We start from the raw sequence: 1,586 nt of genomic DNA on the forward strand, positions 1-1,586 counted from the left end.
GGTGTTCAACTGGCCTGCTGAAATATTCAGCAGGAGAGATAGAAGGTGATCACCATGGAAATGATAGGTAAGGTCAGGCGCATGAAGTTGCGCGAGCAACTCTCCAACAGCGAGATCGCCAAGCGCACGGGGTTATCGCGCAACACGGTCAAAAAATGGCTCAAAGCCCCAGGCTCCCAAATACAAAAGGCAAAGCGGATTCACCAAACTCAGCGCGTTTGAGGCGCCGTTGGTGCAGGCGCTCAAAGCCGATTCCCATCGACCCAAACATGCCCGGCGCAGTGCACGGGCGTTGTTGGCGCAGTTGCAGGCTCAGGGCTATCGGGGCGGCTATAGCCGGGTGACCGACTTCATTCGGGCTTGGCGCGAGCAAGAGGGCAAGGCTGCATCCAAGGCGTATGTGCCTTTGAGTTTCGAGCAGGGCGAAGCGTTTCAGTTTGACTGGAGTGAGGAAGGGTTACTCATTGGCGGTGTGTACCACCACATGCAGGTCTCGCACCTCAAGCTGTGCGCCAGCCGGGCGTTCTGGGTGGTGGCCTACCCCAGCCAGGGGCGCGAGATGTTGTTTGACGCGCACACCCGCAGTTTTGCTGCGCTGGGCGGTGTGGCGCGCCGGGGCATTTACGACAACATGAAGACGGCGGTGGACAAGGTCAAGAAAGGCAAAGGTCGCATCGTCAATGCCCGCTTCAATGCGCTGTGCAGCCACTACCTGTTTGAGCCGGACTTTTGCAACGTGGCTTCGGGCTGGGAGAAAGGGGTGGTGGAGAAGAACGTGCAGGACAGCCGCAGGCGCATCTGGATAGAGGCGGGAACAAAGCGGTTTGGCTCGTTCCCGGAGCTCAATGCCTGGTTGGCCGAGCGCTGCCGCTCGATCTGGGCCGAAACACCGCACCCTGAGCACAAGCAGTTCACGCTGGCCGAGATGCTGGATTTGGAGCGTGAGCACTTGATGAGCATGCCTGAGCCGTTTGATGGGTATGTGGAGAATCCGGCCCGGGTGAGCAGCACCTGTTTGGTCAATGTGGCGCGCAACAAGTATGCGGTGCCGTGCGAGTGGGCTGGGCAGATGGTCAGTACAAGGCTGTATCCGAGCCGAGTCGATGTGGTGGCCCAAGACGCCATCGTGGCCAGCCACACAAGGCTGACCAATCGGGCGCAAATCAGCTACGACTGGCAGCATTACATCGATCTGGTGCAGCGCAAGCCGGGGGCGCTGAGGAATGGCACGCCATTTATGGAATTGCCGTCTGCGCTGCTGAGGCTGAGGCAGTCGTTGTTGCGCCATGCGGGAGGTGACCGGGTGATGGCCCAGGTGCTGGCCGTGGTGCCGCAAGCGGGGCTGGACGCTGTATTGGTGGCGGTGGAGGTTTTGCTGGAAGGCGCCACTCCCAACGGTGGCATCAGCGTTGAGCATGTGCGCAATGTGTTGGCGCGGTTGAGCAGTCCACCGATGCCGCAGCAAGCCGAAACATCTCTGCAGCTCAGTGAGGTGCCACTGGCCAACACGGCGCGCTATGACGGCCTGCGGTCCAGCGTGGAGGTGAGCCATGACTGAGCACAGACCAACGCAGCGGGACATCTAG

Annotated in this window: 1 pseudogene; it reads left to right on the forward strand. The window is 60.3% G+C overall.

From position 1 onward, the window contains the following. Positions 1-54 precede the first annotated feature (54 nt). Positions 55-1,558: pseudogene (gene istA / locus B9Z45_RS16570) on the forward strand (IS21 family transposase). Positions 1,559-1,586 lie beyond the last annotated feature (28 nt).

The organism is Limnohabitans sp. 2KL-17, from assembly GCF_003063415.1.
Taxonomy (GTDB): domain Bacteria; phylum Pseudomonadota; class Gammaproteobacteria; order Burkholderiales; family Burkholderiaceae_C; genus Limnohabitans_A.